The sequence below is a fragment of the Bifidobacterium callitrichos genome (assembly GCF_008698085.1).
Classification (GTDB): domain Bacteria; phylum Actinomycetota; class Actinomycetes; order Actinomycetales; family Bifidobacteriaceae; genus Bifidobacterium; species Bifidobacterium callitrichos.
The window spans coordinates 247,445-274,267 of record NZ_RZJP01000002.1 but is presented as its reverse complement, the minus strand read 5'-3'; the positions used below and the strand labels follow the sequence as shown (position 1 = coordinate 274,267).

The 26,823-nt window shown below is 64.4% G+C and carries 21 protein-coding genes; 13 read left to right on the top strand and 8 right to left on the bottom strand.

The annotated features are described in order from the left end of the window. Nucleotides 1–5: 5 nt before the first annotated feature. A complete protein-coding gene (treP, locus tag EMB92_RS05780; RefSeq protein WP_150394097.1) occupies nucleotides 6–2,027 on the bottom strand; it encodes a PTS system trehalose-specific EIIBC component in 2,022 nt (673 codons plus the stop codon). A 246-nt stretch (nucleotides 2,028–2,273) separates the two neighbouring features. Between treP and treR the strand changes: the two genes are divergently transcribed. Next, on the top strand, nucleotides 2,274–3,005 hold the full coding sequence (gene treR, locus EMB92_RS05775; RefSeq protein ID WP_150394096.1) for a trehalose operon repressor: 732 nt from the start codon (nucleotides 2,274–2,276) through the stop codon (nucleotides 3,003–3,005). Nucleotides 3,006–3,233: 228 nt separating this feature from the next. On the opposite strand, the gene EMB92_RS05770 is transcribed toward treR, so the two are convergent. Together EMB92_RS05770 and EMB92_RS05765 are read right to left on the bottom strand one after the other, a co-directional pair. Next, nucleotides 3,234–4,244: a LacI family DNA-binding transcriptional regulator gene (locus EMB92_RS05770; protein ID WP_150394095.1), complete on the bottom strand. Its 1,011-nt coding sequence runs from the start codon at nucleotides 4,242–4,244 to the stop codon at nucleotides 3,234–3,236. 218 nt (nucleotides 4,245–4,462) lie between these two features. Then, complete coding sequence (locus EMB92_RS05765; RefSeq protein WP_043165596.1) at nucleotides 4,463–4,729, bottom strand: HPr family phosphocarrier protein; 267 nt, start codon at nucleotides 4,727–4,729, stop codon at nucleotides 4,463–4,465. A gap of 265 nt (nucleotides 4,730–4,994) precedes the next feature. On the opposite strand from EMB92_RS05765, the gene ptsP reads away from it, so the two are divergent. The 4 genes from ptsP to EMB92_RS05745 all read left to right on the top strand — a co-directional run bounded on the left by ptsP (nucleotide 4,995) and on the right by EMB92_RS05745 (nucleotide 10,766). Beyond that, the gene (gene ptsP, locus EMB92_RS05760; RefSeq protein ID WP_150394094.1) at nucleotides 4,995–6,650 is read left to right on the top strand and encodes a phosphoenolpyruvate--protein phosphotransferase; all 1,656 of its coding nucleotides are present in this window, start codon (nucleotides 4,995–4,997) and stop codon (nucleotides 6,648–6,650) included. Between the two features lie 229 nt (nucleotides 6,651–6,879). Continuing rightward, the gene (locus EMB92_RS05755; RefSeq protein WP_043165594.1) at nucleotides 6,880–7,434 is read left to right on the top strand and encodes a YbhB/YbcL family Raf kinase inhibitor-like protein; all 555 of its coding nucleotides are present in this window, start codon (nucleotides 6,880–6,882) and stop codon (nucleotides 7,432–7,434) included. 69 nt (nucleotides 7,435–7,503) lie between these two features. Then, a complete protein-coding gene (locus EMB92_RS05750; RefSeq protein WP_150394093.1) occupies nucleotides 7,504–9,123 on the top strand; it encodes a C69 family dipeptidase in 1,620 nt (539 codons plus the stop codon). 107 nt (nucleotides 9,124–9,230) lie between these two features. Continuing rightward, a complete protein-coding gene (locus EMB92_RS05745; RefSeq protein ID WP_395951900.1) occupies nucleotides 9,231–10,766 on the top strand; it encodes a formate--tetrahydrofolate ligase in 1,536 nt (511 codons plus the stop codon). A 282-nt stretch (nucleotides 10,767–11,048) separates the two neighbouring features. Here EMB92_RS05745 and EMB92_RS05740 read toward each other — a convergent pair whose 3' ends face one another. Beyond that, entirely contained in the window at nucleotides 11,049–11,396 is a 348-nt protein-coding gene (locus EMB92_RS05740; RefSeq protein WP_043165589.1) for a phenylpyruvate tautomerase MIF-related protein, read from the bottom strand. Nucleotides 11,397–11,592: 196 nt separating this feature from the next. On the opposite strand from EMB92_RS05740, the gene EMB92_RS05735 reads away from it, so the two are divergent. Further along, complete coding sequence (locus EMB92_RS05735; protein ID WP_190973600.1) at nucleotides 11,593–12,141, top strand: GtrA family protein; 549 nt, start codon at nucleotides 11,593–11,595, stop codon at nucleotides 12,139–12,141. 83 nt (nucleotides 12,142–12,224) lie between these two features. Here EMB92_RS05735 and EMB92_RS05730 read toward each other — a convergent pair whose 3' ends face one another. Next, nucleotides 12,225–13,583, bottom strand: a complete 1,359-nt coding sequence (locus tag EMB92_RS05730) for an MFS transporter (protein ID WP_223847617.1) — start codon at nucleotides 13,581–13,583, stop codon at nucleotides 12,225–12,227. A 518-nt stretch (nucleotides 13,584–14,101) separates the two neighbouring features. Here EMB92_RS05730 and EMB92_RS05725 point away from each other — a divergent pair. Both EMB92_RS05725 and EMB92_RS05720 read left to right on the top strand, forming a co-directional pair. Next, nucleotides 14,102–14,761, top strand: coding sequence for a histidine phosphatase family protein (locus tag EMB92_RS05725; RefSeq protein WP_150394089.1), 660 nt, complete (start codon nucleotides 14,102–14,104; stop codon nucleotides 14,759–14,761). 188 nt (nucleotides 14,762–14,949) lie between these two features. Continuing rightward, entirely contained in the window at nucleotides 14,950–16,056 is a 1,107-nt protein-coding gene (locus tag EMB92_RS05720) for a hypothetical protein (protein ID WP_150394088.1), read from the top strand. 504 nt (nucleotides 16,057–16,560) lie between these two features. On the opposite strand, the gene EMB92_RS05715 is transcribed toward EMB92_RS05720, so the two are convergent. Continuing rightward, nucleotides 16,561–17,808, bottom strand: a complete 1,248-nt coding sequence (locus EMB92_RS05715; protein ID WP_150394087.1) for a substrate-binding domain-containing protein — start codon at nucleotides 17,806–17,808, stop codon at nucleotides 16,561–16,563. 301 nt (nucleotides 17,809–18,109) lie between these two features. On the opposite strand from EMB92_RS05715, the gene EMB92_RS05710 reads away from it, so the two are divergent. The 5 genes from EMB92_RS05710 (at nucleotide 18,110) to EMB92_RS05690 (ending at nucleotide 24,814) form a co-directional block, all read left to right on the top strand. After that, nucleotides 18,110–19,669, top strand: a complete 1,560-nt coding sequence (locus EMB92_RS05710) for a glycoside hydrolase family 30 protein (RefSeq protein ID WP_107041924.1) — start codon at nucleotides 18,110–18,112, stop codon at nucleotides 19,667–19,669. 167 nt (nucleotides 19,670–19,836) lie between these two features. Further along, the gene (locus EMB92_RS05705; RefSeq protein WP_150394086.1) at nucleotides 19,837–20,835 is read left to right on the top strand and encodes an AEC family transporter; all 999 of its coding nucleotides are present in this window, start codon (nucleotides 19,837–19,839) and stop codon (nucleotides 20,833–20,835) included. 179 nt (nucleotides 20,836–21,014) lie between these two features. Further along, on the top strand, nucleotides 21,015–21,827 hold the full coding sequence (gene nagB / locus EMB92_RS05700) for a glucosamine-6-phosphate deaminase (RefSeq protein WP_150394085.1): 813 nt from the start codon (nucleotides 21,015–21,017) through the stop codon (nucleotides 21,825–21,827). Nucleotides 21,828–21,832: 5 nt separating this feature from the next. Continuing rightward, on the top strand, nucleotides 21,833–23,191 hold the full coding sequence (nagA, locus tag EMB92_RS05695) for an N-acetylglucosamine-6-phosphate deacetylase (RefSeq protein WP_395951824.1): 1,359 nt from the start codon (nucleotides 21,833–21,835) through the stop codon (nucleotides 23,189–23,191). Nucleotides 23,192–23,434: 243 nt separating this feature from the next. Then, nucleotides 23,435–24,814, top strand: coding sequence for an ATP-binding protein (locus tag EMB92_RS05690; RefSeq protein ID WP_150394084.1), 1,380 nt, complete (start codon nucleotides 23,435–23,437; stop codon nucleotides 24,812–24,814). Nucleotides 24,815–24,819: 5 nt separating this feature from the next. Here the strand turns inward: EMB92_RS05690 and EMB92_RS11820 are convergent, their stop codons facing one another. Next, nucleotides 24,820–24,951 carry a hypothetical protein gene (locus EMB92_RS11820; RefSeq protein WP_263390622.1) on the bottom strand — a complete coding sequence of 44 codons (132 nt, stop codon included), beginning with the start codon at nucleotides 24,949–24,951 and terminating at the stop codon, nucleotides 24,820–24,822. Between the two features lie 147 nt (nucleotides 24,952–25,098). Then, nucleotides 25,099–26,529: an MFS transporter gene (locus EMB92_RS05685; protein WP_190973570.1), complete on the bottom strand. Its 1,431-nt coding sequence runs from the start codon at nucleotides 26,527–26,529 to the stop codon at nucleotides 25,099–25,101. Between the last annotated feature and the right edge of the window lie 294 nt (nucleotides 26,530–26,823).

Sequence of the window (26,823 nt, the reverse complement as noted above, 5' to 3'; positions counted from 1 at the left end):
GTGTCTCACTTCCAGGTGATGACCGGGGTTTCGCCGGCGATGGCCGTGAATCCGGAGTGCATGGTCACGTTCTCGGCGGTGCCTTCGCCGGTGACGATGAGCATCGTGGTGGTCGGGTGGCCTGCGGCCTTGATCTTAGTCGGATCGAAGGTGATCAGCGGGTCGCCGCGGCGGACCGTATCACCGGCCTTGACGTGCAGCTGGAAGCCGTCGCCGCCCATCGAGACGGTGTCGATGCCCACGTGGATGAGCAGTTCGAGACCGTTGGCGAGCTTCAGGCCGCAGGCGTGGCCGGTGTCGGCCATGACGACGGAGACGGTGGCGTCGGCCGGGGCGAGCACGGTGGTGCCGGTGGGTTCGAAGGCCACGCCGTCGCCGACGATCCTCTTCGAGAAGACGTCGTCCGGTACCTGATCGATCGGGATGACGGTGCCGTCGAGGATCGCGGTGAGTTCGGTCGGGGCGGCGCTCTGGTCGGCGGTCGGCTCGGAAGCCGGAGCCGGGGCGGCGACGGGCGCGACGGCGGTGCCGGAGACGGCGACCGGCTCGGCCACGGCGGCAACCGCGGGCTCCTTGCCGAAGCGGTCGACGGCGGTGAGCTTCCTGCGGCCCACGGCAACGGTGAGCACGAACGGCACGACCACGGCGGTGAGCATCGCGAGCAGGAAGACGCCCCAGAACTGCGGCTTGATGGACAGGATGCCCGGCAGGCCGCCGACGCCGATCGACGTGGCCTCGACGCCGAGTCCGACGGAGATCATCGCGGCGGAGGCGGAGCCGATCATGCCGCAGATGAGCGGGAAGCGGTACTTCAGGTTCACGCCGAACAGGGCCGGCTCGGTGACGCCGAGGTAGCAGGAGATGAGGGCGGGGACGTTGACCTGCTGGGCGCGCTCGTTCTTCTTCTGCAGGAAGGCCATGCCGACGACGGCGGAACCCTGCGCGATGTTGGACAGGGCGATCATCGGCCACAGTGCGGTGCCGCCGTACTGGGTGACGAGCTGGGTGTCGATGGCGTTGGTCATGTGGTGCAGGCCGGTCATGACGACGGGTGCGTAGAGCAGGCCGAAGACGGCGGCGAACAGGACTCGAACGGGGGAGAAGAGACCGGCGTAGACGGCGGAGGCGATCCAGTCGCCGATCTTCCATCCGATCGGGCCGACGATGGTGTGCGCGATGACGACGGCCGGCAGCAGCGAGCACAGCGGCACGACGATCATGCTGACGACCTCGGGGCAGTGCTTGCGGAAGAAGCGTTCGAGGTAGACGAGCACGAATGCGGCCATCATCGCGGCGATGACCTGGCCCTGATAGCCGATCATCTGCACCTTGGCGAAGCCGAAGTCCCACACCGGAATGTCCTTGGCGGGGGTGGAGGCCACGGAGAAGCCGTTGAGCAGCTGCGGGGAGACGAGCGTCAGACCCAGCACGATGCCGAGGATCTGCGTGGTGCCCATCTTGCGGGTGATGGACCAGCAGATGCCGACCGGGAGCATGTGGAACACGGCCTCGCCGATGAGCCACAGGAAGCTGTAGGTGCCGGCCCAGAACTGGGAGATGTCCGCGAGGGACTTGGTGCCGTTCGCAAGATCGAACGCGCCGGAGTCGGTGAAGAAGTTGATCTCGCCGATCACGTTGCGGAAGCCGAGGATCAGACCGCCGCAGATCAGGGCGGGGATGATCGGGGCGAAGATCTCGCCGAGCGTGCCCATGATCTTCTGCGCGACGTTCTGGTTCGACTTGGCGGCGGCCTTGGCTTCGTCCTTGCTCACGCCCTCGATACCGGAGATGGCGGTGAAGTCCTTGTAGAACTCGGCCACGTCGTTGCCGATGATGACCTGGAACTGGCCGGCCTGGGTGAAGATGCCCTTGACCGAGGCGATCTCCTCGATGGCGGGTTCGTCGGTCTGCTTCGGATCGACGAGCACGAACCTCATGCGGGTCATGCAGTGCGTGACAGCCTTGATGTTGGCGGTTCCTCCCACCAGATCGAGCAGGCGCCTGGCGTCGCCCTCGTACTTGCCCATATGTCTCTCCTTGACCTGACCCCCGCGTGAAGTGCGGGGTGCTTCGTTGCTTGCCGTTGTCGGTTGTGGGTCGGGGTGATTCTCGCGAATCGCCCCTTTAACTTGTTTGAACAAGTATAAGAAACTTGTTTGAACAAGTCAACCCGCGTGTCGGATATGCCGCGGGCCGGCGTGTCACTAGAATCGACAGAGACGTTCAAACAAGTGATAGCGAATCGGAAGATGCTGGGAGGAGGCGAACGACGCATGCCGAAGGCGAAGTACGACGACATCTATCGCGATCTGAAGGAGCGGATCGAACAGGAGGAGTACGCCTACCAGTCGCTGCTGCCCAGTGAGAACGAGCTGGCCGCGCGGTACGACTGCTCGCGCAACACCGTGCGCCGCGCCATCGCCCAACTGGCCTCGGACGGGTACGTGCAGTCGATGCACGGCCGCGGCGTGCGCACCATCTACCAGCCGGTCGAACAGGCCGCGTTCACCGTCGGCGGGATCGAATCGTTCAAGGAATCCGTCGCGCGCAACCATCGCGTGGCCTCGACCGAGGTGTTGGAGTTCCGTCACGTCATCGCCGACGCCAAGCTCGCCGCCAGGACCGGATTCGAGGAGGGCGCTGCACTGACCTACATCCTGCGTCTGCGAATGCTCGACGGAGAACCGCTCATCCTCGACCACAACTACTTCCGTTCGGACATCGCCAAGGGGCTGACCGAGAATATCGCGCGGGCGTCGGTCTACGACTATCTGGAAGGTGAGCTGGGCATCGTCATCACCACCAGCAAACGCACGATGACCGTGGAGAAGGTCACCGCCCAGGATCGACGCTATTTGGATCTCAAGGGCTACAACTGCCTTGCCGTCATCACCGGCCAGACCTACGACGACCACGGCGTGCAGTTCGAATGGACCCAGTCACGCCATCGTCCCGACTATTTCCGCTTCCAGGACGTAGCCACCCGCACCCGGCCGGGTGTGTAGGAATAACGGATAACGAATGAATCGGAAACATATGCACAGAAGGAGGTGTGGTGGCCGCGGGGCGATGCGCGACCGTAGGCTTGGCCGAGCGGCCTTGAGCGTGTCGCGCATCGTCCCGCGGCCACCACACCGGTTACCGGAACGGACTGAAGGCGTGTCGTCGCCGTGACTACCCCTCAGTCCCGCTTCGCGGGCCAGCTCCCCTGACAAGGGGAGCCGAGATTGTGCCTACCGCCTGGTGGAGGAGACGCGCACGACGAGCTGCGGGGGCAGGGAGACGTGCGAGGGGTGTCCGGGGCCCGATTCGATGAGGCGGAGAGACTCGGAGACGATCTGCGCGTAGGGCGGGCGCACCGAGGTCATCGTCGGCAGGGACGCCGAGGCGATGGGGGAGTCGTTATAGCCGACGACCTTGATGTCCTCCGGCACGTTCATGCCGAGCGCGTGCAGCGCCATCATCACGCCGAACGCGATCGTGTCGTCGGCGCAGACGACCGCATCGGGGTGGCCGCGCTCGCCGAACAGGCGGATCGTGCAGTCGAATCCGCGCGAGACCGTGCGATCGCCGAAGCGGTTCCAGTCGCTGTCGGTGGTGAGCCCTGCGGCGCGCACCTGCGTGTGGAACATCGCGAACAGCTCGGCGGACTCGAACGAGACCTCCTTGCCGGCGAGGTAGGCGACGGAATGCACGCCCTGCTCGGCCAGATGCCGGATGATCGCCTCCATCGCGGTGTTCTCGTCGATGGAGACCATGTTGGTGCGGAAGGAGCGCTGACGGCCGCCGACCTGCACGATCGGGATGGAGTCGGCGTATTTGTCGAAGACCCGGGAGAGATCGGCGCCGGCGGAGGTGACGGTGATGAGTCCGTCCACCTTGCGTGAGCACAGGGCGTCGATGCGGTCGATCTGCGTGGCCTCGTCGGCGCCGATGCCGAGCAGAAGCTGACGGCTGTCGTCGTCGACGATCGGTTCGAGCGCGTCGAGGAGGCCGGCGGAGAAGTTGTCGGAGGCGGTGGGGATGACCAGTCCGATCGTGTTGGTCACGTCGGAGCGCAGTGCGCTGGCGGCGTAGTTGACGGAGTAGTTGAGTTCGGCGGCGGCCTTGCGCACGCGGGCGGCGATTTCGTCGTCCTTGGTTCGTCTGCCGGAGAGCACGCGCGACACCGTGGCGGTCGAGACGTCCGCCAGTGTGGCGACTTCCACGATGGAGGCTTGGGACTTCGATGCCCGATTGGCCATGTTGCTGCTCTTTCGCTTGCTTGCCGGATACCGCTGGGTTGGGTTGATGGGACCGACGTCGTATCGCCGGTCTGGGCGAACCCGGTGGAACCTCGTGAAAAACGAATTCGCCGCCCGGCACAGCATCATAGCGCGCGGGCGGCGAACACGTGGAATAGGGAAGGAACGGGAACGTCGCCATGCGCTGCGGCGCCCCGAGAACTAGATGTGCCGGATGGTCACTCGGCCTTGGTCAGGGTGGCGACCAGGGAGTCGGCGACGGTCTCGGCGTTGTCGCCCTCGACGGTCAGGTTCACGGTGTCGCCCTGCTTGATGCCCAGGCCCATGATGGACAGGATGGAGCCGGCCGGAACGGCGGCGCCGCCCTCCTTGGCAATGGTGACCGTGCAGCCGGAGGCGGTGACGGCCTGGGCGAATTCGGCGGCCGGACGGGCGTGGATGCCGACGGGATCGTTGATCACGGTGGAACGGGTTGCAGTTGCCATAGGGAGCACTCCTTTATGTCTGTATGTTATATGCCGCGCGTGCTCGTCAATCGGTGACGGGTTTGAGCGCTGAAAGAAACTATAGCACAGATTTTCACGACACGCAGAAAACGATTACCGGTGTTGCTTCAATCTTTTTTCTGTGTATACTGACACTGTCGGTAAATGGATTACACGCCATTGCGCCGCAGAAGACCGGCCAGCGCGGAAAGAACCGCACGGTACCGGTCGCAACAGGACATAAGACATAAAGGAGTGCTCGATCATGGTTATCACCGGAAACGGAATCGGACGTGGAGTCGCCGTCGGCAAGGTCATCCGCATGGCGCCGCCGCTGGAGGAGCCGGCGGACGTGCGTCGCGATGCGTCCATCAGCTCCGTCGTGGAGAACGAACGCGTCACCAAGGCTCTGGCCACCGTCAACGCGGAGCTGAACCGTCGCGCCGAAGAGGCCAAGCACGGCGATGAAGGCGCCAAGAAGGCCGCTCCGATCCTCGAGGCCATCGCCATGTTCGCCTCCGATCCCTCGCTCGCCACCTCCATCCAGAATCTCGTCAACGGCGGCAAGACCGGCGAGCGCGCCGTGCTGGAGGGCTTCGGCCAGGTCGAGGAGATGTTCAGGATGATCGGCGGATACCAGGCCGAGCGTGCGGCCGACCTGCACGATGTCGGTCAGCGCGTCATCGCCGAGCTGCGCGGCGTGCCCGCACCGGGCGTGCCGGACTCCGATGAGCCGTTCGTGCTCGTCGCCGACGATCTTTCCCCCGCCGACACCTCTTCGCTGGACCTCGAGAAGACCCTTGCGATCGTCACCTCGCAGGGCGGTCCGACCTCCCACACCGCGATTCTGGCGCGTGCCCGCGGCATCGTCGCGGTCGTCTCCGCGGCCGGCGCCGAGGACCTTCACAACGGCGAGACCGTGATCGTCAACGCCGCCAAGGGCGAGGTCGTCACCGAGCCGACCGAGGATGAGATCGCTGAGGCCGAGCACGCCAAGGCGAGGGCCGCCAAGGCCAAGGAGCTGCGCGGTCAGGCCGGCGGCACCAAGGACGGTCACCTCGTGCCGCTGCTTGCCAACCTCGGCAAGCCGGCCGACGGCAAGACCGCCATCGAGTACGGCGCGGAGGGCGTGGGCCTGTTCCGCTCCGAGTTCCTGTTCATCGGCAACGCCGAGCCGCCGAGCGTCGAGGAGCAGACCAAGGCCTACACCGAGCTGCTCGCCCAGTTCCCGGGCAAGAAGGTCGTCATCCGCATGCTGGACGCCGGCGCCGACAAGCCGCTGCCGTTCCTGACCCCGGAGGACGAGCCGAACCCGGCCCTCGGCCTGCGTGGTCTGCGTACGCTGCGCGTGCACAAGGAGGTCCTCGAGGGCCAGCTCAAGGCCCTCGCCGCCGCCGACGCGCAGACCGACGCCGACCTGTGGGTCATGGCTCCGATGGTCGCCGACGAGCATGAGGCCGCCTACTTCGTCAAGCTCGGCAAGAGCTTCGGCCTCAAGAAGGTCGGCGTCATGGCCGAGGTCCCGTCCATCGCCCTGATGGCCGACAAGGTGGCCGAGGTCACCGACTTCGTCTCCATCGGCACCAACGATCTGACCCAGTACACGATGGCCGCCGATCGCATCCTCGGCTCCGTCTCCAACTACCAGACCGCATGGCACCCGGCGGTCCTGCGCGCGATCAAGCTGATCGCCGACGCGGGCAACGCCCATGGCATGCCGGTCGGCGTGTGCGGCGAGGCCGCGGCCGATCCGGATCTGGCCGTCGTGCTGACCGGTCTCGGCGTCAACTCCCTGTCGATGACCCCGGTGGCGCTGGATGACGTGCGCGCCCAGCTCGCCGAAGTCACCTTCGAGGAGGCCAAGGCCAAGGCCGCGGCCGCCCTGAACGGCGACTTCTACAAGCCTGCGTGGGGCGACTGATCCCACGCCCGATTTCCCGCCTGACGGTGCAGTGCCCCCTAATGCGGTGCGCCATCAGGCGATGAACCACTAATCGTGATCCGGTTTCCCTTCGTCCGGATCACCGCTGTCAGCCCGGCCCGTGCCGATGGGAATGAGCACTCCCCATCGGCACAGGCCGGGCTTTTTCGTTTTCGATGCGATATCCGTTTTTCACGCGCGCAACGTGGCGCGCGATACACTGGAACGTATGAAGATTTCCGCTGATTTCACCGTCATCCCCGACGATTTCGCCAAGGCGGCCGCGCCCGAATACCGCGCGGGCGGCGTGCCCGTCATCTCCTTCCCCTTCTACATCGACGAGGTGGACCCCGATGCGAAGTACCTGCATTGGACGTTCACCGACCCCGATTCGATTCCGGTGTGCGGCTTCGAATGGATCCACTGGACTGTGGCGAATCTGCCGATCGACGCGCTGATGTTCGACTTCAACGACTCGCACGCGTTGTCGATCCCGCCGGACTTCTCCCGTCAGATGCCCGCGATGATCCCCGAGGCGGTGCAGGGCCGCAACTCCTCGGCCTCGAAGTTCCTCGGCCGTGACAACGACCCGGCGGTCATCATGCGTTACAACGGACCGCAGCCGCCGGACAAGGACCATGACTACTACCTGCATGTCTGGGCCACCAAGAACCCGCTGCCCGGCTTGAATCAGGGCTTCTGGATGAACGAGCTGCTGCATCGCCTGCGCGAGTCGGGGGAGCAGGCCGATCAGGCCGGCATCTTCCTGACCGGCAGGGCGTGACGACGCACCGATCGCTGTAAGCATCATTGAGCATCATCGAAGACAACAAGAAAGGACACCTATCCAACCATGGCCTGCACCACGATTCTGGTCGGCAAGGACGCGAGCTACGACGGCTCGACCATCATCGCCCGCAATGAGGACTCCGCCAACGGCGAGTTCAACCCCAAGCAGTTCCTCGTCATCAAGCCCGAGGAGCAGCCGCGCACGTACACGTCGGTCATCTCCCACCTGACCATCGAACTGCCGGACGACCCGCTGCAGTACACGTCCGTGCCGAACGCCGACCGCAAGGAGGGCATCTGGGGCGAGGCCGGCGTCAACGAGGCCAACGTCGCGATGAGCGCCACCGAGACGCTCACCACCAACGAGCGCGTGCTCGGCGCCGACCCGTTCGTCGAACTCGTGCCCGCCAAGGGCAAGCCCGGCGAGGACGGCTACGAGCCGGAGGTCCCCGGCGGCATCGGCGAGGAGGACTTCCTCACCATCGTCCTGCCGTACGTGAAGACCGCGCGCGAGGGCGTGGCCCGACTGGGCGCGCTGCTCGAGGAGTACGGCACCTACGAGATGAACGGCGTCGCGTTCTGTGATGCGGACGAGATCTGGTGGCTCGAGACCGTCGGCGGCCACCACTGGATCGCCAAGCGCGTGCCGGACGAGGCGTACGTGACGATGCCGAACCAGCTCGGCATCGACGAGTTCGATCTCGACGACGCGCTGGGCGATCAGGAGAGCCACATGTGCTCCGAGGATCTCGCCGAGTTCATCGAGGAGAATCACCTCGACCTCGCCGTCGAATCGACCTCGCCGTTCAACCCGCGCGACGCCTTCGGCTCCCACTCCGACTCCGACCACGTGTACAACACGCCGCGCGCGTGGTGGATGCAGCGCTTCCTCAACCCGTACGATGAGGTGTGGGACGGCCCGGACGCCGACCACTCCCCAGAGAACAACGACATCCCGTGGGCTCGCCAGCCCGAGCGCAAGGTGACCATCGAGGACATCAAGTACGTCCTCTCCGGCCACTACCAGGGCACCCCGTACGATCCGTACGGCAAGCTCGGCGACGAGCACACCCGTCACATGTACCGTCCGATCGGCATCAACCGCCAGAGCCAGCTCGCGGTCATGCAGATCCGCCCGTACCGCCCGCAGGCCAACCGCGCGATCCAGTGGATGGCGTACGGCTCCAACCCGTTCAACACGCTCGTGCCGTTCTACCCGAACGTCGATGAGACGCCGGCCTACCTCGCCGACACCACCACGCGTGTGACCACCGAGAACTTCTATTGGGCCAACCGCGTGATCGCCGCCCTGTGCGACGGCGCGTTCGCCGACACGTCCAACGCGGTCGAACGATACCAGCAGAAGACCGGCGCCCTGGGCCACCGCCTCGTCGCCGCCACCGACGAGCAGGTCGCGCGTCTGGGACTCACGGCCGCCGAGGAGGAGGCCGAGTCCGCCGCCGAGGCCGAGTTCGAGGCCGACAACGTGGACGGCGACGTGCAGCCGCTCGAGCCGGAGGAGATCATCGAGGCTGTGCGCAACGAGGAGGTGCGCGGCATTCTCGCCGCGGCCAACCAGACCATGGCCGACCAGCTCAAGGTCGAGACCGAGAAGCTGCTCGACTCCGTGCTGTACACGCGGTCCATGGCCATGAAGAACGGCTTCCACATGTCCGACTTCTGATTCACTGCCAGTGATGACTGGCTGCGGGGTAGTCGGCTCCTTATGATTTGACTACCCCTCAGTCTCGTTACACGAGCCGGTTCCTCCGGCAAGAAGAGCCAGTTGATATTGAGAAAGGTTTATCCATGACCACCATCGAAGACTTCACCAGCCAGTACGGCCTGGTCGAGAAGATCGACGCGTTCGGCTATCTCGACTACCTCAAGAACAATCCCGACGCCCCGCGCAAGCACGGCAAGGTCGTGCTCGTCACCGCCGACACCCCGCTCAAGGCGTCGCGCGGCGAGGGCAAGACCACCACCACCATCGCCCTGATCGACGCGCTCAACAAGCGCGGCATCGACGCGGCCGCCGTGCTGCGCCAGCCGAGCATGGGCATCACGGCCGCCGGCTCCAAGGGCGGCGCCTCCGGCGGCGGCAAGGCATCCCTGACCCACCCCGAGCTCATCGACTGGGGCCTGTGTGGAGAGATGGGCGCGATCGAGGCGGCGCAGAACCTGCTCGTCTCCTTCGCCGAGAAGGCCGTCGACGAGGGTCGCCTCGACGACATCCTCGTGCCGCGCGTCTCCGAGGTGCCGAGCCGCTCCCTGCGTTCCATCGCCGTCGACTACGGCAAGGGCGACGTCAAGGAGAAGGTCGTGCTCACCCCGACCTGCGAGCTCATGCAGATCGTCGTGCTGTCCCGTTCGATGGACGAGATCGCCGAGCGCGTCTCCAAGATGATCGCCGGCACGAAGGACGGCAAGGCCGTCACCTTCGGCGAGTTCGTCGACCTGTGGCGCATCACCGGCATCCTCGCCGACGCGGTCAAGCCCGCCAAGACCGAGACCATCAACGGATCCCCGGTCTACGTGCACGGCGGCCCGTTCGCCAACGTGTCGATCGGCATCCCGACGCTCGTCTCCGTTGAGATGGCGTGCGCGCTGCACGACGTCGTCATCGTCGAGGCCGGCTACGGCACCGACGCCGGCGCGCAGAAGTGGCTCGACATCGCCTGCCGCGAGTTCGGCGCGCAGTGGCCGTCCGCCGCGGTCGTCGTGACCCGCGCCTCCACGTGGCGTGACGATCCGGAGCTCGCATGGCGCTACCCGTTCCACGTCGAGCGTCTTGAGAAGCTCGACATCCCGACCTTCCCGCTCGTCAACCTGTGGGATGGCGAGGACGATCAGATCCCGTCCCTCAAGGAGACGGCCGCGAAGCTCGAGTTCCGCGACCCGATCATCGGCAACCTGTACCGCGACGGCGGCGAGGCGCTCGCCCCGCAGCTCGATGCGTTCGTTGACGTGCTGGAGCATGGCTCGATGCCGGCCCAGCCGCACAGCCACAAGGGCATGTCCGTCATCGAGAACGTGAAGTGGGTGGCCGAGAACGCCTACGGCGTGCCGGCCGAGCGCGTGCTGCTCAAGGACGGTTTCATCGCCTCCCGCGACGAGGCCGTGAAGCTGTGCGAGTCCGCCGGCATCTCGCTGGCCGACCTTGCGCTGGTCGCGGTCAAGTCCCCGGCCACGATGACCGACAACGATCGCGCCCCGGAGGACGAGCGCACCGTGACCCTGAAGAAGGTCGAGGTGCACGCCGGCGCCGGTCTGGTCCACGTCAACCTGACGACCTCGCTGACCACCCCGATGCCGAAGATCGTCTGATCATCGTCCGGCTATCGTCCGGTTTGGGAGATGCCCCCGAGGTTATTCTCGGGGGCATCTCGCTTACATGATGTACTTTTTTCCTCCGTTGCGGACATCCAACTGCGTTACGAGGGGTACATAGCCCGAGTACAAAGGCCCGAAAACGGCTCAGCCGCAATGCGGTCAAGCCGTTTTCGGGCCTTGTCTACTTGCGGAGGCACCCCTCGTAACGCAGTTGGATGTTTGCAAATACCGAAAAGCAACCCTCGTAACGCAGATAGCCTCCCTTTCGACCGGGTACTAGAAGTTGCCGCCGTTCCAGCCCCAGTCGGTGGTGGCGGTGTAGCGGATGTACGTGCGGTCCTCGGGGATGCCGAGCGTGGAGTTCAGCGCGGCCATGATCTGCTCGGTGAGCTTCTCCCATGCGGAACCCGGCACGGAACGGCCGAACACGTTCACCTCGACGTAGGCGGCCGGCTGGTCGTCGGAACCGGCGAAGTAGATCGGCATCTCATCCTCGAACGGGCACATCAGCCAGCCCTCGGACTTGCCCGGCACGGCGGTGATGGCCTTGCCATAGGCGGTCTTCAGGGCCTCGCGCTGCTCGGGCGTGGTCTTGACGGAGACATGGGTGTGAATGACGGGCATGGTTCCTCCTTGGTGGAATGAAAACCCCTGAGATGCGGGGATGGCCGTCTTCCAGTCTAGTTCGGTCCGGTTCGGTTCGGCCCGGTCCGGTTCGGCGCAAATGCGGAGATTGCGGGATGGATGCAGGCAACGGCCAGCCGACGGTCAGGCACGTAGTGTTGAATACCTGACTGTGAGAAAACTGATCGCGCAGCTTATGAAATTCGGCATCGTCGGTGTCATCGCCTTTATCATCGACTGGGGCATCCTCAACATCCTCGTTGGCATGTTCCACATGCACAACGTGCTGGCCGCCACCATCTCCTTCGTCATCTCCCTGATCTTCAACTACTTGGCGAGCATGAAGTTCGTGTTCAAGCATCGCGAGGACATGGCCCGTTGGATGGAGGTCGTCATCTTCGTGGCCGGTGCCGTGGTCGGCCTGTTCATGAACGACGCGATCATCTGGATCTCCACGTACGGCATGAACCACGACGCGTTCAACACGCAGCACGCGGAGTACCTGCTGCGCACCAACGTCGGCAAGCTCGTCGCCACCGCCGTGGTCATGGTGTGGAACTTCGCGATCCGCAAGTGGCTGCTCGACGACACGCACACGCACGCGATGAACCGCCTGCGCTCGGCGGAGAACAAGCTCACGGCCGAGGAGCTCGAGGCCAAGTGGGAGAACAGCTTCTCGCATCGCCTCGGCGTGTGGTCGCTCGAGCACACGCCCAAGGGCTGGCAGTATCCTGACTTACCCTGACTTACTCCTCAGACCAGCTTTATGGGCCGTCTCCTCTGACAAGGGGAGTCAAGGCCCCACCTTGATGGCGGGGCTTCGTTGTTTCAGACCGCGACTTCGGTCAGGGTCGGCTGTTCGGTGGAGGACTTGATCTGCCTGAAGCCGATCAGCGCGATCGCGAGCGAGCCCATGGCGAGCGCGGTCACGACGAGGAAGCCGCCGTGCGAGCCCATGCGGTCGATGAACTGGCCGGCGATCGCCGAACCGGCGGACGCGCCGATAGAGTTCATCGCACCCATCCACGCCATGCCCTCGGTGAGACGCGACGGCGGCACCAGATGCAGCATCAGCTGGTTGCCGTTGATCCACGTGGGCGCCTGGCACACGCCGATCAGCAGATAGATGATCATGATCACCCACAGGTGACGCGCGAACATGAACGAGCCGATGCCGATGTTCACCACCGCCAGACAGAAGTAGAAGCGCTTCCACAGCGGGATCACCCAGTTCTTCGCGCCGTACACGATCGCGCCGCACAGCGAGCTGATCGAGAAGCATGCGAACACGAAGCCGGTGTACTGCTTCATGTTCGATTCGGTCGCGAACGCGATGATCGAGATGCCGGCCGCCGACTGGAACGCGCCGAGACCGAACCACGTCACGCACACGGCAACGAGGCCCGGACCCCAGATCGACGCCTTCTTGACCTTGCCGCTGCGCACCTCGTCCACCGTGCGGGCGACCTCGCGCGAGATCGCCTCCGGGTCGGTCACGCCCTCGCACTCCAGCCGGCGACGCGTCTCCTCGGCCGCCGTCTGCTCCTTCAACGCCTGGGCCTTCGCAGCCTCGCGGGCGCGATACTCCTTGCGGGTGATGCCCTCCGCGCGCGCCAGATCGGACTGCGACGGCGGCTCGGTCGTCAGCTCCGTGAGGAACATCAGCGCGCCGACGATCACGCACACGCCGGTGAACGAGAACGCGAGCAGGCCGGAGATCACCGCGAGCGTCGAGGCGAGCGGATTGCCGACCATCCACATGCACTCGTCGAGCACGCCGCACAGGCTCAGCGCGCGATCCGTGCGCTCGCGGTCACCCTTGAGCAGTCGCGTCCAGCGGGCGCGGCTCATCGCGCCCCACGGCGGAATCGCGGCCAGCAGCGGCGTCAGACAGTACAGCACCCATTCGGGAGCGCGGTTCGTGATCGACGTGGTCAGCGCGATCGCGGCGATGATCCACACGATGATCGTCGGAATCGAGACCTGGCGCTGGCCGAACTTGTCGGTGAGCTTGCCGAGCAGCGGCGTCGAAATGGCCAGCGCGATCGCCTGGATGGCGGTGAGCATGCCGGCCAGCGAGTAGTTGCCGTAGTAGTGCTGCACGGAGATCGTGATCGTCATGCCGATCATCGGGAACGGCATGCACGCGATGACGCCGCCGATCGAATACCGTGCGGTGTGCGGCATGCGCAGCAGCTCCGCGTAGCCTCCGAACACGCGGTGGCCGAGCTCCTTCAAAGCCGACGACGAATTCTTGCGTGGGCCGCCGTCCGGTACCTGGTTCGTCTGGTTCGTCTGGTTCGTCTGATTGGTGGTTTCGGACATACTGCACCTGCTCCTTTCCGCTCCCGATTGGATGTCCCCCGATCGTCCGTGGCGTTGGACGTCAGAGCCCTCATCGTTATTGATGTGCTGTCCTTCTGGTCGCGCAAAGGGGTGCGTTCCTGACCTGTCATCCATGACCGTCTCCGGTCGACTGTTCTGTCGCCGTCGTCGGTGTGCGGTCGTTCGCACGTTTGCGTCGCGGCCACTCTACGCGTGAGTCGATCACGACACGCGGACGACTCGGCGCGGGTTCCTGCGGGCTTCCATGGTGATTCCGCAGTCATTCCGCCGTGATTCCGCAGGGGGGAGCGGTAGATTGGGACCATTGTCCTGAGTCAGATTTTGAGTCAGATTCCATGCGAGATCAAGGAGATCGACCGGTGAGCGCCACCACCATCCATTTCGTCCGACACGGCAAGGTGTACAACCCCGATCATTTGCTCTACGAGCGTCTTCCCGACTTCCACCTGTCCGATGTGGGCCGGCGTATGGCCGAGGCGACGGCCCGGTACATCGCCGAAAGCCCTCAGATGAACACGGTCGCGGCCGTCTACTCGTCGCCGCTCGATCGCACGCGCGAGACCGCCGGCGCGATCCTCGACGCGTTGAATCCGGTCAGGCGGTCGCGCGGGGAGGCGCCGCTGGAGCTCGTGACCGACGAACGGGTGATCGAAGCCGGCAACGAGTTCCGGGGCAAGCGTATCGGCCATGGCGAGGGTGCGCTGTGGCGGAACGGTAACTGGAAGCTCGTGCGCAACCTGTGGCGTCCGAGCTGGGGCGAGTCGTATGCGCACATCGCCAAGCGCGTGGGTGATTTCGCCCGCGAGAAGGTGAGGGAGCACGCCGGCGAGCAGATCATCGTCGTCAGCCACGAATCGCCGATCTGGTCGTTCCGCCACCTGCTGGAGACCGGTCACGCCGAGCACTGGATGTTCCTGCGCCACACCGCGCTCGCCTCGATCACGTCGATCACGTTCGACAGCGAGACCGGGCGTGTGATGTCCATCACGTATGTCGACCCGGCCGCCGGCATCGAGTGAAGGCACACTAGAATCGGATATGGATATGCGCCCTGCCTTCGCCGGTTGTCCCGGTGCGTCGGCAGACCGGCCGATACGGTGGTCCGATGCCGTGTCGGATGTCGGTTGTCGGATGCACCGGGAACGGCGGCGGGCGTCACGGGGCTGAAGGTGGCCCCGGTGAACAGTCACGCGAAGGAGCCCTGCTTATGACCTACGAATTGAACGTCGATGACGTGGAGCGCATCGCCGCGCTGCCCGCCGTGCGCGAGGCCGCGACCGCTGGTGCAAGGCTGGTGACTCTGTGGCCGCTGACCGCCGCCATGCATATGGACAACGACGCGAAGTACGCGGAGAACCTGCAGGTGCGCGTCACGCGCGCGTTCGCTCGGATCCTCACCGGCGAGAATGTGACCGTGCCGGACGCCGAGTTCGTCTACGAGGGCGCCGACGCGATTCCGGGCCGTCCGCAGTCGATCGTCGACGCTCTGCTCGACGCCAACGACGCCTACGACGCGATGGCCGACTTCTCCGAGACCGGTGACGCCTCTTTGATCGACGATGCGGTCGAGGCGCTCGGGGTCGAGTGGCCGGACGAGGTGTCCGTGCGCGTGCACGAGGTACTGGAGTCCCTCGAGACCGCGATGGATGCGGGGGAGTTTGATTCCGGGGTGTATGCGGCCGGTTCGGACTCCGAGGCGGGGGAGTCCTCTGGCTCGGGGGAGTCCGATGGTGTCGTCGGTACGGTCGGGGCCTCCGATGCTGCACCGACGGACGACGACTTCCAGCCGTCCGTGGCTCTGGTCGACGCGGTGGCCCATCGCTTCGCGGCCGGGCTCACGGTGTTTGACGCGCTGATCGGCGCGGTTGTTGGCGATGTGACCGTGGGCGAGGAGGAGTCTGTCACTGAGGGCGGTGTTGGTACTGGTGTTGGTCCCGATGCGAATGTTGATGTCGTCAAGGCATTCCTGCCCCTGATGTTGGTGATCAACGAGCTCAACGAGCAGCTCGCCGTGCCGCGCATCGCCTTGAACGACGATCAGATCCGTGAGCTGCTGGAGACCCGTGCCAAGGTCATCGTCGGCGATGGGGATGAGGCCCCAGTTGGCGTCCGGACCTCCGTCGACGCCGTTGCCGGTCTTGTTTCCCCGTTGGCCGCCGGCGAATGGGCCAAGCACCGCGAGGACGTCCTGTGGGACCCGGCCGCCGCCAAGAAGAAGGCCAAGGAGGAGGACGAGAAGCGCAACAAGGAGGCTCTGGCCGCCAAGTTCGCGCACATCAAGGACGATCCCACCAAGGAAGAGGTCGAGCTGTAGGCCTATCACCCGTGTGACCGTACGTCGTGGCCGTTCGTCCCGTGTGGTTGCACCCCTGTGTGGGTCGTGCCCCGTGTGGCCCGTACGCCGGTTGCCAACCTGAGCGTACGTTCCTCCGGGTATTTCCCATGACTTTCCGGACAACCGTACGTTGGGACCTGATAAGTGTACGTTCCTCCGGACCTTTTCGTTGACTTTCCGGATGACCGTACGTTAGGCCTTGATAGGCGTACGTTCCTCCGGAAGCTCATGGGAAATACCCGGAGGAACGTACGGTGGTGATGGTTGGCCGTACGTTCCCCGGGGGTTGGTGGGGAGTGTACGGGGGAACGTACGCTGACGTCTACTGTGGATGCTTATGGACGTGTGGGGTACTCGTGTGAGTGCCCGTGATGTTCCTCTGGGTACCCCGTTGTGGGTAATCCGTGGGTGTCCTTCTGGGTTTCCCGGTTTCCCGTGGTTTCCCGGTTCCCCGTTGATCCCCCTTGTGCCTTCTGGGGTGGCCTACCTCACGTCGATGACGGAGCCTCGGTCGATGAGGTTCGGGTCGACGAGGACGTGCCTGGTAGCACGATCCGGGTCCTGGATGCGCTCGAGCAGCGTGCGGATCGCGGCCTCGGCGAGATCCTTGTCCGAGGAGCGCAGGACGGTCAGCGGTCGGGAGCTCGGCGTCGCGAAGCCGTCGACCGAGATCATCGACAGGTCGTCGGGCACGCGCTTGCCTCGGCGCTCCAATGTCTGCGCGATGGCGATCGCCAGATAATCGGAGTGGACGAGCATCGCCGTGACCCCTGACAGCAGGATCTTGTCGACGATGCCGTTGACGCCCTTGGTGTCGTATGGCTGGATGCCTTCGAAGGCGAACGGGCACTGGATCTCGTCGGTGGACTCGATGACGTCACGCCAGCCTTCCTGGATCATCGCGGAGGTCGGGGTGTCGGTGAAGGCGGCCCCGATGGATCGGTGTCCATGCCTGAGGAAGTGGACTGCGGCCTTGCGCACGCCGTAGGGGTGGTTGGTGCGTACGGAATCGACGAAATGCTCGCACAGCAGCGGCAGATCGCGTTCGATCACGACGGTCGGCATCTCGCAGGTGGCGAGCCAGTCCCATGTGCGCTTGCCGTATGAGTGGACGCTGGGGGCCACGATCAGGCCGCAGATGGTGGGGTCCTGGATCATGTCGGCGAGGATCTCGTCCTCATGCGCGTCGACGTCGTACGCGGTTTCGCGCGTGATGATGCGCAGTCCCAGACGTGAGGCGATTGTGCGCATCTGTTCGATGACGCCGGGCCAGAAGAAGCTCGGCTCGGGCAGCATCACGCCGATGGCCGGCTGGTCGTTGCCGAGTTCGAGGCTGTGATCAACCGGCTTGATGGCGATGCCGCCGGAGGGAGTGCGTTCGGAGAGCGCGCTTGTGGCGATGTCGGTGATGGAGGGCTTGCCATTGGCGCTGGCGGAGCTGCTGACGGACATCGCGCCGCCGCGGATGCGTTTGAGCAGTCCGGCCTTGCTGAGCACGGTCAGGTCGCGACGCACGGTGATCTCGGTGGTGTCGAGCATCTTGGCGAGTTCGGCGACGGTGGCCACGCTCTGGCGAGTGAGCAGATTGAGGATCATGTTCTGGCGTTCGGCGGGCAGGTAGTCGCGCTTCGCTGCGCCCGTTCCTGTACTCGTGGCCGTGCCGGTACCCGTGGTTGATGCGTCGGCGCCGTTGACGGCGGTGATGTCGCTGGTGCTGATGATGTCTGCCATGATCTGCTCTCTGACTTCTTCGCTTCCTATGGTGTGGACGGAATGTGCGATGGTGACGATGATGCCATATGTACCGCATATGCCTCAATGCACATTCGTGATCATTAATGTTCTCATCGTACGCGAAACCCATGAGAAAACGGCGAAACAGGCAATTTCCTCCGCGACACGCTGAACAAGCATGATTGCATTTGATCAAAACGGATTGAAAGTGCTATAGTGTGACTTGTCAACGGGAACCGGTCACGGAGACGTGATCGGGAACCGAATGGTGTACAGGCACACACAGCTAAGGACCAACATGAGCAAGTACAGCAACGAATTCTGGACCGTCACCTCCGGCGATCTCAAGCAGCGTCGCGAAACCCTCGCCGCCCCCGAGGTCGTCACCGACCCGGGCGACGCCGCCAAGATCGTCGTCGATCTGGCCGACCGCAAGCAGCCGTGGCTCGGCGCCGGCGCCGCCCTGACCGACGCGGCCGCCTCCCTGATCTGGGGTTCGATGAACGCCGAGCAGCGTCACGCCTTCCTGGACGACTGCTTCAACCCGGACAAGGGCGGATTCTCCGTCCTGCGCATCCCGCTGGGTTCCTGCGAGCCGGCCGCGCAGCCGTACTACACCTACGATGACCTGCCCTTCGGCGAGCACGACAACGTGCTCTCCAAGTTCTCCCTCGGCACCGGCGAGCCGGGCGCCCCGGACGCCACCAAGGACTTCAAGTACATCATCCCGGTGCTGCTCGAGATCCTGAAGATCAACCCGTCCATCAAGATCATCGCCTCCCCGTGGTCCGCCCCGGCGTGGATGAAGAACACCGGCCACCTGTGCCAGGGCGGCCACCTGCGCTTCAACGAGTGGACCGGCAACGGCTTCGACCCGATGCACGATTCCTTCGAGGGCACCTACGCCCGCTACTTCGTCAAGTACGTCCAGGAGATGGAGAAGCTCGGCATCCCGATCTGGGGCGTCAGCGTCCAGAACGAGCCGTCCAACGCCCCGAAGTGGCCGGCCATGATGTGGACCCTCAAGCAGCAGGCCGAGTTCGCCCACAACTTCCTGCGCCCGGCGTTCAACGAGTTCTACCCGGAGATGCGCATCTTCATCAACGACGACTCCATGCACAACCTGCAGTGGCCGGTGCGTGACATCGTCACCCCGGAGGAGGCCGCCTCCGTCGACGGTCTGACCTTCCACACCTACGAGGGCCCGTACTCCAACGTCTTCAACGCCAACCGCTCCTACAGCCACTGGCTGTTCGGCATGACCGAGCGTCGTTGCATGATCGAGGAGACCCCGGAGGACGCCGCCCACATCATGTCCGGCATCATCGGCAACTGGTTGGTGCGCACCGGCGAGTCCTTCATCGCCCTGTGGAACCTCGCGCTCGACGAGCGCGGCCTTCCGAACCAGGTCGGCGCGACCGGCCGCCGTGGTGTCGTGACCATCCAGCACGAGACCGGTGAGGTCATCCGCAACCTCGAGTACTTCATGCTGCGCGCCTTCGGCCAGGATGTCGAGCCCGGCTCCGTGGTCGTCCGCTCCTCCAACTACACCCCCGACGGCTGGTCCGGCGGTCTGGGCTCCGTGGCCTTCCTCGCCCCGAACGGCGACGTCGCGGCCCACATCTACAACCCGACCGGCGAGCCGCTCGAGGCCGCCTTCACCATCTCCGGCGAGGGCAACAAGTGGCAGAAGGTCACCGTCCCGGCTTGGGGCACGGTCACCGTCCACAAGGGCAACGGCGAGCTCAACAAGTCCGAGGTCCCGGCCGACGGCGAGTTCGAGCTCAACCCGGCGCCGACCCACCTGCTCGGCGACGTCGCTCCGGGCAAGGTCCGTGTCTGGGGCCACGACGAGTGATCGGACGTATCTGACCTACTTCTCCACTTCTCACATGTTTGCATGACAAGGGGCGACTCCCGCTGCTGATCCGGCGGGGATCGCCCCTTGTCATGTTCTCCAGTCGCCGTTCTCTCCAGTCATATCGAGCCGTATCGTCGTCCGATTTCCGAGCCGAAGGGGCCGTCATGCTCGCCGTCGCCAAGATTCTGGCCATCATTCTCATCGGATACGCGTTGAAGCGCATCGGGCTGTTCGGGCCCGACAACTACAAGGTGCTGCAGAAGGTGGTGCTCAACATCACCCTGCCTGCCGCCATCGTCTCCTCGTTCGCCACCGGGCGCCACGATCTGGGGCTGCTGTGGATCTCCGTGTTCGGCCTGATCTGCGCCACGATCCCGCTCGTGACGATGTTCGTCGTCTCCCGTCGCATGCCGGTCGCGCGCCGCGCGTTCCTGATGCTCAACGGAGCCGGGTTCAACGTCGGCAACTTCACGCTGCCGATCCTCACCACCTTCATCGGCCCGGCCGCCGCGCTGCCTGCCATCATGTTCGACGTCGGCAACTCCATCATGATGTCCGCCGGCAACTACGTGACCACCGCCGCCCTGCTCAACATCGACTCGTCCCGCCCGCTCGCCAAGCAGGTCGGTTCCGATCCGCGCGCGACCGTCGTGCCGCGTGCGACCCCGCGCTCAGACGACCCCGACGCGCGTCGGCTCGAGCGTCGCGCCTTCGCGCGCACCATCGTGCGCAACTTCGTCACATCCGTGCCGTTCGACGTCTACATGGTGATGACGGTCCTCATGATCGCCGGCGTGAAGCCGCCGATGCCGGTGGCCGACTTCCTCGCCCCGATCTCCAGCGGCAACACCCTGTGCTCGATGCTGATGATCGGCATGATGATGGATCTGCCCGGCTCCCGCCGCGACGTGGCCGACGCGCTGATGATCCTCGTCTGCCGGTTCGGTTTCGGGCTGCTGTTCGCGTTCGCCGCGTGGCATCTGTTGCCGTTTGACGCGATGACCCGCAAGGCCGTCGTGTTCATCTGCTTCGCCCCGGCCGGCATCTTCTCCGCGATCTTCACTGACAAGGTCCTTGGCAACGCGCGCCTGTCCGGCTTCTGCCTGACCGCGATGGGCCTTGCCGGTGTGGCCGCCATGGCCGTCGCCAACGCCGTGCTGTAGCCGTGTTCGCCCGTCGATGAGGTTGCGAGGGGGATTCGGCGCGAAACCCGGCGCTCATAAAGTTAAGATAGTTTGCATAAATAGGGCGATGACACCTAGAATGGGTGTTGTCGCCCTATTCAATGACGAACCATATGACGAAAACCACCGGACATCAAAGTGCTAAGGAGATAGACATCATGGCTGAAGTGATCATCGTGAGGAACGAGGAGGAGGCCGGCCAGATCTACGGCCGCGCGGTCGCGGACCTCATCAAGGCCAAGCCCGACGCGGTGCTGGGACTCGCCACCGGATCGAGCCCGCTGGCCGCCTATCAGGCGCTCGCCACAATCGTGCATGACGAGTCGATCGACGTATCGCAGGTGCGCGGCTTCGCGCTCGACGAGTACCTCGGCCTGCCGCTCGATCACCCGCAGTCCTACCACTCGACCATCCATCGCACGGTCGTCGAGCCCTTGGGCCTCGACCCGGCCAAGGTGCACGTGCCCGGCGACGTGCTGGACGGCGCCCCGCTCGAGGACGGCGAGAGGATCGCCGCGGCCGGCCCGGCCTACGACGCGGCGATCGAGGCCGCGGGCGGCATCGACGTGCAGATCCTCGGCATCGGCACCGACGGGCACATCGGCTTCAACGAGCCGGGCTCATCGCTCGCCTCCGGCACGCGCGTCAAGACGCTCGCCGAGCAGACGCGCATCGACAACGCGCGCTTCTTCGACGACGACATCAATAAGGTGCCGACCCACTGCGTCACGCAGGGCATCGGCACGGTGCTCAAGGCCCGTCACCTCGTGCTGCTCGCGTTCGGCTCCGGCAAGGCCGAGGCGATCGAGGAGACCGTCGAGGGCGGCGTCTCCGCGTTCTGCCCGGCGTCCGCGCTGCAGCTGCACCCGCATGCGACGATCATCGTGGACGAGGAGGCCGCCTCGCGTCTGCGTCATAAGGACTACTACCGCTACGCCTTCGCACACAAGCCCGCCTGGCAGGGGATCTGATCGCCATGACAGCCAAGTCCATGACAGCCAAGTCTGGGAGCAGGCAGGAGATCGTCGCGCAGGTGACCGCCGCGTTGGAAGGCGAGGCACGTCCGGTCGCGATCCGGGGTGCGCGCAAGGTCGACGCCGGCGGCGTGCGTGACAACTACTGGGTCGTCTCCGACGCGCGCGGCGTGATCGTCGCCGCCGGGCAGGCCGGAGCGAACGGATCCGGTGAGGAGGAGTTCGAGCACGCCTGCCGTACGGTCGACATCGATCCGGCATCGCGTGAATCGGTCATCGACGCGGACGGGCGGATCCTCACGCCCGGATACGTGGACATCCACGCGCACGGCGCATGGGAGAAGAGCTTCGACGACGGTCCGGAGGGGATCGACGTGGCGCGTGCGGGCCATGCGGTGCACGGCACGACGCGTCAGGTGCTCTCGCTGATCACCAATCCGATGGACGTGATCTGCCGCAACATCCGTAACGTGCGCGAGAAGATGGCGTCCGGTCGCCCGGACATCCTCGGGTGCCATTTGGAGGGGCCGTTCCTCGCGCTGAAGCGCAAGGGCGCGCACGATCCGAACTGTCTGAAGGATCCGACGCCGGATCTGGTCGACGAGATGCTCGAGGCGTCGGGGGTGTCCGGTGCCGCTGCCACCCGTGCCGGCCGTCACGCGGGCGTCGGCCGTCTCGGCTGCATCCGTCAGATCACGATCGCGCCGGAATACGAGCACGGGCTCGACGCGATCCGCCGGTTCCGCGCCGCGGGCGTCGTGCCGGCCGTCGGCCATTGCGACGCCGATTACGAGACCGCGAAGGCCGGATTCGACGCGGGTGCCGGCATCATGACGCACATGTTCAACGCGATGAACGGCCTGCATCACCGCGAGCCGGGGCCGATCCCGGCGGCCGTGGAGGATCCGCGCGTCACGATCGAGCTGATCAACGACGGCTTCCACGTGCAGGATCCGATGGTGCGTCTGAGCTTCGGGTTCGCGCCGCATCGCATCGCGTTCGTCACCGACTCGATGGCCGCCACCGGGTGCCCGGACGGTGCGTACAAGCTCGGCGAGCTGGATGTGAACGTCGTCGACGGACATGCGCGACTGGTCTCCAACGGCGCGATCGCCGGCTCCACGCTGACGCTCGAGGTCGCAGTACAACGGGCCGTTCTGGAACTCGGTTTCGACCCGGCTGACGCGGTCGAGGCGGCCACGCTGACCCCGGCCCGCGCGTTCGGCTTCGAGCGGCCGAACCCGGTCACCGGAGCGCCTCTGGGCTTCGTCGCCCCCGGCTTCGCCGCCGACTTCAACCTGCTCGACCCCGCCTCCTGGGCCGTCGAACGAGTCTGGTGCGCCGGCCGCAGCCTCAGGTGACCTTCGATAGCCTCCAATCGGCGGCTGTCGGCAAGTTCGAATTGCACATATGGGGCGCGTGCCGGATCCTCTCCGGCACGCGCCCCATATCGGTGCCGCTCTCTGCACTGTCGTGGGATGCGTCTCCATGAGGAACCCGAGCGGGTCGAACGTTAAATTGGTAATTTCCCTTTACCAGTTTTCATGTTATTGGTATGATGAAGTTGCCAATAATGCATCAGTCTGGCAAAGGGGGCATGTGCAATGGCCGGGAACCCCGTCATCGAGGAGAAGCTGAGGAACTTCCGCATCGAGGATTATCAACCCATCACACCGCGCGATCTGGATCTGGGCAGGCCGTTGCCGCCTAAGGTGGGCAACCTGGTCAAGGTGATCGTGGGCATGCGTCGGAGTGGCAAGAGCTACCGCCTGTTCCAAGAGATCGAGACGCTGCGCGATATGGGCATCGGCTGGAATCGCATATGCTACATCAACTTCGAGGACGACCGTCTGGGGAACGTCACTCCGGAAACCGGTGACGAAGTACTGGAGACGTTCTATTCAATGCACCCGGAGGCGATGAAGGACGGCATGTATCTGTTCTTCGACGAGCTGCAGGAGATGTCCGACTGGGGCAAGTGGCTGCGGCGTGTGGTCGACACCGTCAGGGCCACGATATACGTCACCGGTTCGTCCTCGAAGATGCTGTCCAAGGAGATCTCGACGGAGTTTCGTGGGCGTGCCTTGGATTTCGAACTGCTGCCGTATTCGTTCCGCGAGGTTCTCCTCGCTGGGGGCGGTGTGGATGGGGACGTGTTGTCCCGTGACCCGCGGGAAGGGTATTCCACCGCGGAGCGTGTGGTGTTGTCGAACGAATTCCGGACGTATCTGGAACATGGCGGGTTTCCTGCGACGTTGGATCTTCCCGCGCCGCAGCGGATTGCCCTGTTGCAGTCATATGTGCAGCGGGTGGTGTCACGAGACGTGGTCGAGCGCCATGACATCGGTCGGCCGCGCGTGGCGTCCATGATGGCCCGCCGTGTGATGGGGGTTGTCGGCAGACAGTTGTCCGTCCGCAAGATCGAGAACGAGCTGAGATCGGCGGGGCTGATGACCAGTCGGGCGATGCTGGGTGATCTTCTGGAATACTTCGAGGACGCCTACCTGTTTTTCCGTGTGAGGGAGTTCTCCCTGTCGCTGAGCGAGAGGACCACCTCGATGCCGAAGATATACGCGATAGATCCCGGCTTGGTCGTGGCGGCGAGCGCGGCCGGCATGCGTGATGACGGGCAGCGGCTGGAGAACGCCGTGTACCTCGAACTCAGGCGGCGCAGTCTCGGGTTCCGCAGGGACGGCATATCGTCGTGCCGTACCGAAACCCATGGATACGAAGTGGATTTCGTGGTGGGCGACATGCTTGAGCATGATGGATACGACCTGTATCAGGTCACCATGAACATGGATGATCCGGCCACGGCCGAACGTGAGACCCGTGCGTTATGGGAGCTGATGTCGGAGCGGGATATCGAGACAGGCACCATCATCGTCGCTGATGGCAAGGAGATCGATTGGAAACGGGATGGCCGTGTCATCCATCAGATTCCGGCATGGAAGTGGTTTCTGGGGCAGTGGGGTCTACGCTGACCTCGTCAGCGGCGCTTGGTGAACTGGTTGACGACGAAGCTGGCGATGGTGACGACGAGAGCCACGACGACGATGGTGATGAGGTGCTTCGGATCGTTGGTGAAAGCGGCGGGCATCAGTGCGGTGAAATCAAGCATGACGACTTCCTTGAAGTAACAATGAGCAATACTGATCATTAACGATCATATCATATATAAAAGCTCCCGGCCACAGCTTGCAGTCTGTGGCCGGGAGCTCTGCTATCGGGACGGAATCCGCGGATCGGTCAGCGACCGGGGATCAGATCACATCTCACCTGCGGCGCGGCGGGCGGCGAGCTCGGCGGCGTTCTTCTTGGAGATCTCGCCGGACAGCGGGTAGAAGAAGAGCAGGATGATGGCGATCAGACCGTTGCCGATGGCCGGGGCCAGCGTGGCGACCGCGTAGATGTTGTTCAGGGTGTCGGCGGACTGGGTGATCGCCTGGCCGGAGGTGGCGGTCACGTAGCCGGTGGCGGCGAGCACGATGCCCGGCAGCAGGCCGGAGAGGGCCTGGCCGATCTTGCGGGCGAACATGTAGCCGGTGTACACGGTGCCGTCCTCACGGGTGTGGGTCTTGACCTGGATGTCGTCGATGATGTCGGTGATGAAGCTCCAGACCATCAGGCCGAAGACGCCGTTGCCGAAGATCGCGACGATGGAGAAGGCGACGAACACGTACGGGTTGGTGATGTGCAGGAAGAACATCACGACATAGACCACGGTGGTGAAGACCAGCAGGATGCCGCAGACGAGCTTCTTGCCGTACTTGTCGCAGATGGCCGGGACGAACGGGGCGACGATCAGGACCGGCACGTTCTGCACGGCGAGGATGGCCAGGGCGGCGGTGTTGTTGAAGTAGTCCTTGTACAGGTAGGAGTTCACGGCGCCGGCGAACATCTGGGCGAAGATGAGCAGCAGGGCGGCAAGCATCAGGGCCACCATGGCGCGGTTGGAGAACATGTACTTGATGGACTTGAACAGCGGGACGTGCTCGTTGGTGCCCTTCTCGACGCGGATGCGCTCGACGGTGCCGCGCAGGGTGATCTCGTAGCAGATCCACAGCAGGGCGGCGAAGACGATGGCGACCCAGATCAGGACCGGGCCATTGAGGATCTTCTTGCCGTCGACGGTGGTGTACATCACGAGCGGCAGGATGAAGGTCACGATGATGCCGCCGGCGGTCGAACCGAAGCCACGGCCTGCGGCCATCTCGTCACGGTGCTTGACGACCGGGGTCGAGACGGAGGCGAAGGAGCCGTACGGGGCGGAGGTGGAGGAGTAGAAGGCGACGCCGAGGATGTAGATCACGGTGATGTACGTGATACGCGCCGGCAGGGCCCAGCTGGAGACGAACGGCAGGAAGGTCAGGATGATGACTGCCATCAGCGGGTAGCGCAGGGTGCGCACGAACCAGTGGTAGCGGCCGTCCTTGCGAAGCGGGGCGTTATCGGCCCACACGCCGGTGCCGAAATCGGTGAAGGCGGAGATGAGCTTGCCTGCGAAGATGATCCAGCCGGCGATGAGCGGGTTGATGCCCAGGGCGTCGGTCATGTAGATCATCGCGTAGTTGGTGACCAGCTGGAAGTAGAAGCCGTTGCCGATGTCGCCCATGGCGTAGGCCATAGGCTCGGTCTTCTTGAACGGCGGGTTTTCCACGACCTTGCCGGTCGCGGCATCAGCGGTTGCAGCCGTCATGATGTTCCTTTCATATTCCCTAATGCTCGCGGCGCGTGGTGTTCTTCCGCGCTCCGTTCGGCCCGACGGCTTCGGTGCGTCTCGAACTTCCTTGCTCCGTCGGGTTGTTACGTGCATGACTATAGCACAAATAATCACGACATGATCAAAACTGACAAAAAAAGATTGAAAAAGTTATGACGTGCGTGTCGCGTATATACTGAGCATGTACGGAAAATACAAGGAAGCCACGTGGCGAGGTCGATTGGACAGGCGGAATCGCTTGCGCCAGTAGCCCGCCGGTAGCACGAAGGA